Origin of the sequence: Phenylobacterium sp. (genome assembly GCF_020253645.1) — a bacterium.
GTDB lineage: Bacteria > Pseudomonadota > Alphaproteobacteria > Caulobacterales > Caulobacteraceae > Phenylobacterium.
Map to the genome: position 1 here is coordinate 1 of NZ_JADCBG010000044.1, position 4,883 is coordinate 4,883.

The window sequence follows — 4,883 nt, forward strand, 5'->3', positions numbered from 1 at the left end:
GACTAGGCGCGGGTCCACAGTTCGGGAATGTCATTCCGGGCGAGGAAACCTGGAGCGAGTCCCTGATGTTGCTTCACTTCGACCCGGAGGTCCGGAACGGCGTCAGCATTCGCGTGTCGAGGTATCCCGATAAGAATGTCACCTGGGTCTGGTGTCATGTGCTCTTCGAGGGACGCCTCTACGCTTTCACCGAGCGACGGCTGCCATGTTCAACCGTTCGGAATGTCGGGACTGCCGACCAAGGCGACTATGCCAGTCTCAGTGCAGGTCTGGACTTCGTCCGCCATGGGCCTGTGGATCGGCTAGACCGGATTGAGCTGATCGCCGACGTGCCCAGCCGGCTAGGTGGCCATGGGCCCGATGGCTCCGGACGCACTCCTGTGCGGGTCGAAGCGGTGTTCCGGCCTACAAGCCGCAAAAAGAATACGCCCGCCGGACGATCGGAGTGGACGGGGCGGGCGGAAATCGGCCTGTCAGTGGGCGGGCGTCTGGCCAGTCTTTCCGGTCCGGCTAAGGCCCATGAGCAGACCCAGACCTCCCCACGGTTCGATGCGCCGTTCACCTACGCGATGATGTGGAGCCCCGGCGCCTCGTTCATCGCCAACGCTTCGTTGGCACGACGCTATGGCGACTATGAGGTGGATGGGCGTGTCCACGCCGTCAAGGATTTCCGCCCCGATCCACCGGCTCACGAACGTGCATTCAGCGTCCTTCTGGACGATGGAAGACTCTTGAAAGGGGTCGCCTCACGAGTCGCCGCCTACGAGGTTCCTGTCTTCAATAGGGTCTGGCGCGGCAACATCGTCCGGGTGGACCTCGATGGACGCAGACTCGTGGGTATGCTGAACGACTGGCGGCCCGAGGATATGGTTCCGTCCCAGCCTTTGCGCGGCGCCTAGGCTGTCGGGACCGCCGGGCCGGGCGCCGCCTCGCCCAGCACTGAGACGCGCTCGCCGTAGCGGGAGAAGGGAAAATAGTCCCAGACCGAATGGTGCTGGGTACAGCGGTTGTCCCAAAGGGTCAGGGTGTTGGGCTCCCACCGCACGCGGCAGTGCAGCTTGGGCTCGCGCTGCAGCAGGCCGAAGCACATGTCTAGCAGGGCGCGGCTCTCCCAGCGGTGCAGGCCTTCGATGTGCGTCGTGAAGCCTGAATTGACGTTGAGCACCTTGCGTCCCGTATCCGGATGAAGGGTCACCACGGGATGGCGGGTGCGGGGATAGCCGCCCTCCGGCGGAGCCGACTTGTAGTTGCCGACATAGGGCAGGGCGCCGTCGTGGACCGCCCACATCCCCTGAAGGAAGCCCTGCATGGCCGGCGAGAGCATCTCGAAGGCCATGTACATGTTGGCGAACAGGGTGTCGCCGCCGCCGCACTCCGGCGTCTGGGTGATGTAGAGCAGGGAGGCCAGGGGCGGGACGGGGTCGCAGCTGACGTCCGTGTGCCAGGCCTCGCCCGCGGTGTAGGGCGACTGGGCGGTGGTCTTCACGGTCAGGATCTCGGGGTCCTGGTCAGGCCGTCCATGGTGCATGGGATGGACATGGAGGCGGCCGAAGTGGCGGCTGAAGGCCTTGTGCGCCTCGCGGTCCAGCCTCTGGTCGCGGAAGACGAGCACCAGCCAGTCCGCCCAGGCCTCCCGGATATCCGAAAGGACCTCCGGGGCCAGGGGAAGGGACAGGTCCAGCCCGCGGATCTCGCCCCCGATGTGCGGCGAGATCGGGGTGACTTCAAAGGACCCGTAGCGGGTGCGCCGGGTGTCCTGGATGGGGACGTGCTTGGTCAGGGCGGGGGCGTTCATGGGCTTCCTCCGTCCGCCCTCTTGGATGGGGGCGGGTCATTGGGAAGAGCCTAACCCAGGGCCAGCAGACCTGTCATTCCCCCCGCGCGTTGATGATCAGCCGGGCCAGGGCCTCGCCCGAGTCCCAGGCGCACTCGACCCGCGGTCCGGCCAGCCAGTCGCCGCAGCAGCCCAGGCGCTTCTCCTCCGACCAGAGCGCCGTATCAGTTCCGACGGCGGAACGGGCGTATCGCCAGCGGTGGGCGTGGACGAGGAGAGGAGGGGGCAGGGCCGCTCCGGCCCTTTCCGCCAGTGCTGCGAGCAGGGCCTCCATGACCGTGTCCGGCGCGTCTTCAAGGTGCTCCCTCGACCATGCGGGGGTGGCCTGCAGCACCCAGGCCTCCACCTCCTGGCGCCCGGGCTTGGCGCTATTGCGCGCCGCCCATCCCAGGACCGCCTGTTCGTCGAGGGTATCGGAGGAAATGGGCAGCCGTTGGGAAAAGGCGGCCATGACCGTCCAGCAGGGATCGGTGCGGGAGGCGGCGGCGCGCGCTGCAAGGTCGGCGTCATGCCCCGCGAGCAGGGCCGCGGCCTGCTCGGCCGGCAGGGCCAGGACGACAGCCTCGAACGGACCCGACAGACCTTGCGGGGTCTTCAGCCGCCAGCCCTCTCCATCATGGGTCAGGGCCTCCACGACCGTGTTCCAGGCCACGGAATGGCCCTCAGCGAGGGCCTTTACCGGGGCGTTCATGCCCGGGACCCCGACCCAGGCCTCCGAACCGGCCGCCAGCCAGGGCGCGGCGAGGCCTTCCGACACCCAGCGGGCGACTTCAGCGCGGAAACTATCTCCGCGGGCCGTGAAGTACTGGGCGCCATGGTCGAAACCTACGGTTCCCATGGGCGTCTCCACCCGTCGGGTCGACATCCGCCCGCCAGGCCCCCGGGCCTTGTCAAAGAGTTGAACCTTGCATCCTTCGCGCTGGAGGCTGCGGGCGCAGGCCAGGCCCGAGAGGCCGGTCCCGATGATGGCGATGCGGTCGAGGGACTGGATCATCGGCCTAGACTGCTCCGGTAACCCCGGGTCAGGTCAACCTCTGTCGAGGCCCGGGCGCCAGGGACTCAGGTCTCGATGGGGCGAAGGGCGCCGGGGATCCCGCTGTGGATCTCCTCTGGGGCGAACCACCGCACGTCGATGAACCGGTCGTCCGCCGCCAGGGCGTCGGCAAGTCTCGACAACATCGAGAGCAGGTCCGGATGCCGCGGGGCGAAGGTGGTCCGGATCCATCGCGCCTGGCGAAGGCCGATCAGGTACTTGTCGATCTGGGTGACGCGGATGAGGAACAGGGTTCTGCCCTTCGGTCCGCCCTTGAAGATCAGCTCCCATCCGCGTTCGTGAAGGCAGATCAAATCAAGGACCTCGCATCCCAGCCCCTTGAGAATTTCGGCCAAGGTCTCCGAGAGGAGCTTCCCCGGATACTGGAGGATGTCCATCTCATCCTCGCTGTCGATCTGATCGTTCGGAAGGGTCGAGTCGAACTCCGCCCATGGCTTGATTATCATCGCCTTTTCTCCTCGCCATCGTGTTCATCTACCCAGGCTCCCAGGCCTACGACGCCTGTCGCGAGGGTTCCTCCGGCCGTAATCTTGAGGGGTTCAGGAGCGCCGTACCAGACACGCCCGAGGGCGCCCTCCTTCTCCCAGCCGAGCTTCCTGCCGCTCCAGCTCCGGACATTCCCGAAACGCTGCGGGACACTTCCGCCGTAGTAGCTGGGATCGACCCGATAGTGCAGTTCGTACATGTCCCCTATCTGTATGCCGTCGGGCTTCAGGAGGAAGAAGGGACTGTCGCTGATCGCCGGAGGGATTGGGCCGCCGCCGAGCAACTCCGGCAGGCGGGTCCGCCTCGGCAGGTAGTGATGGCCCATCCCCGTGTAAGGTTGGACGAAATAGGCTGCGGTCGATGGGGGTACGCCCCGGGCCACATAATGCTCGACGGTCTTGAGCCCACGCGCCGACTTGCCCATGCCGGACAGTCCCTTGGCGCCGACTCCGCCCGCCAGGACGGAGCCTGCGTCGAAAAGCAGTTCCCCCTGGTTCAGTCCAATACCGAACTGCCGGTCCATCTCGCCTCTGAATGTCTCCGCGACTGGCGTCGCTTCCGGCAAGACTTTCACTGCAAGGTCGTCACCCCAGTCCCGCAGTTCTGTCTTCAAACGCGACCATGTCGCTGACGGGTCGGAGGCGGCGTCCTTGGCGAGCCCGACGCCTGCGCCTGCGACCCGCAGGACATCATTCCATGCGGCTTCACCGTCCGGGTGAAGAGAGAGGTCGATGGGATTCAGCAAACGGGCGCCGAACACGGCCCCGTCGATCGCATCCCCGACAAATCGCGAGGCCCCGCGTGCGACCCCCGGCGCCAGAGCGCCTCGTCTGACAAGGTAACCTGCGATCGACTTGGCTTCCCGGCTCTGGTCAAGCCAGGCCTCAATCCGGTCCGCGGCTGCGTTTGTGGTGGTCGTCGGCGTGACCCCAGACGCAGGCGCAACCCTCGTAACGGACCGGACTGGAGCGACCGGCCCAGCAGGTCCTCGGACAGCTGGGGCCTCCTGCACGCGGGATCGATCCCGCGTCGCTTCCGCACGTCGGCGCGCGCTGAGTACGGCTCCGGCCAGGGCGCCCGCTGGGCCCGGGATCAAGGCCCTTACAAGGAGAGGGGCCATGTCACGAAACCCGCCCCGAAACCCTGTGACCTCCCGCATCCTTCGGGCCATGAAGTCCCCTATGGGCTCCCCCTCAGGGCTGTCCGTCTGCCTCTGCGTCTGCGCCATGGCTCCTCTCTTTCCTGGGTCTCGGACGAGGAGTCTCTCACGGCGCCTGGATCTGGGAAAGAACAAAAAAAGAACATTTTCGTGTTGCGCCTCCGATCCGGGATCGACGCTGGCCGCCCCTCTCCTCCGAGAGACTCAATTGGCCATCTGGACCCGACGCCCCCACCTTTCCGCAAGCCTTCCGCTCCGGGCGTGCTATAGGCGCCCCCCATGCCTTTTCCCGCCAGTCATCCGGCGCTTGACCGCGCGCTCTCCGAACGCGGCTATGCCGAAGATCGGAA

The 4,883-nt window shown here is 66.4% G+C and carries 5 protein-coding genes; 1 reads left to right on the forward strand and 4 read right to left on the reverse strand.

The annotated features are described in order from the left end of the window. A partial coding sequence (locus INE98_RS03470) for a hypothetical protein (RefSeq protein WP_293536606.1) occupies window positions 1-899 on the forward strand: 899 nt, incomplete at its 5' end. On the opposite strand, the gene INE98_RS03475 is transcribed toward INE98_RS03470, so the two are convergent. From INE98_RS03475 to INE98_RS03490, 4 genes are all read right to left on the reverse strand, one after another. Next, window positions 896-1,795 (reverse strand): TauD/TfdA family dioxygenase, encoded by a 900-nt coding sequence (locus INE98_RS03475; RefSeq protein WP_293536607.1) that lies wholly within the window; start codon window positions 1,793-1,795, stop codon window positions 896-898. The two genes, INE98_RS03470 and INE98_RS03475, sit on opposite strands and share 4 nt — an antisense overlap. A gap of 73 nt (window positions 1,796-1,868) precedes the next feature. Further along, the gene (locus INE98_RS03480; RefSeq protein WP_293536609.1) at window positions 1,869-2,828 is read right to left on the reverse strand and encodes an FAD-dependent oxidoreductase; all 960 of its coding nucleotides are present in this window, start codon (window positions 2,826-2,828) and stop codon (window positions 1,869-1,871) included. 65 nt (window positions 2,829-2,893) lie between these two features. Then, window positions 2,894-3,334, reverse strand: coding sequence for a hypothetical protein (locus INE98_RS03485; RefSeq protein ID WP_293536611.1), 441 nt, complete (start codon window positions 3,332-3,334; stop codon window positions 2,894-2,896). After that, a complete protein-coding gene (locus INE98_RS03490; RefSeq protein WP_293536613.1) occupies window positions 3,331-4,134 on the reverse strand; it encodes a hypothetical protein in 804 nt (267 codons plus the stop codon). The genes INE98_RS03485 and INE98_RS03490 overlap by 4 nt, the downstream gene beginning before the upstream one ends. Window positions 4,135-4,883: the final 749 nt, after the last annotated feature.

Bases quoted from the DNA above. Each gene is read 5' to 3' on its own strand.
- INE98_RS03475 (WP_293536607.1), bottom strand. From the start codon at position 1,795: ATGAACGCCCCCGCCCTGACCAAGCACGTCCCCATCCAGGACACCCGG.
- INE98_RS03480 (WP_293536609.1), bottom strand. From the start codon at position 2,828: ATGATCCAGTCCCTCGACCGCATCGCCATCATCGGGACCGGCCTCTCG.
- INE98_RS03485 (WP_293536611.1), bottom strand. From the start codon at position 3,334: ATGATAATCAAGCCATGGGCGGAGTTCGACTCGACCCTTCCGAACGAT.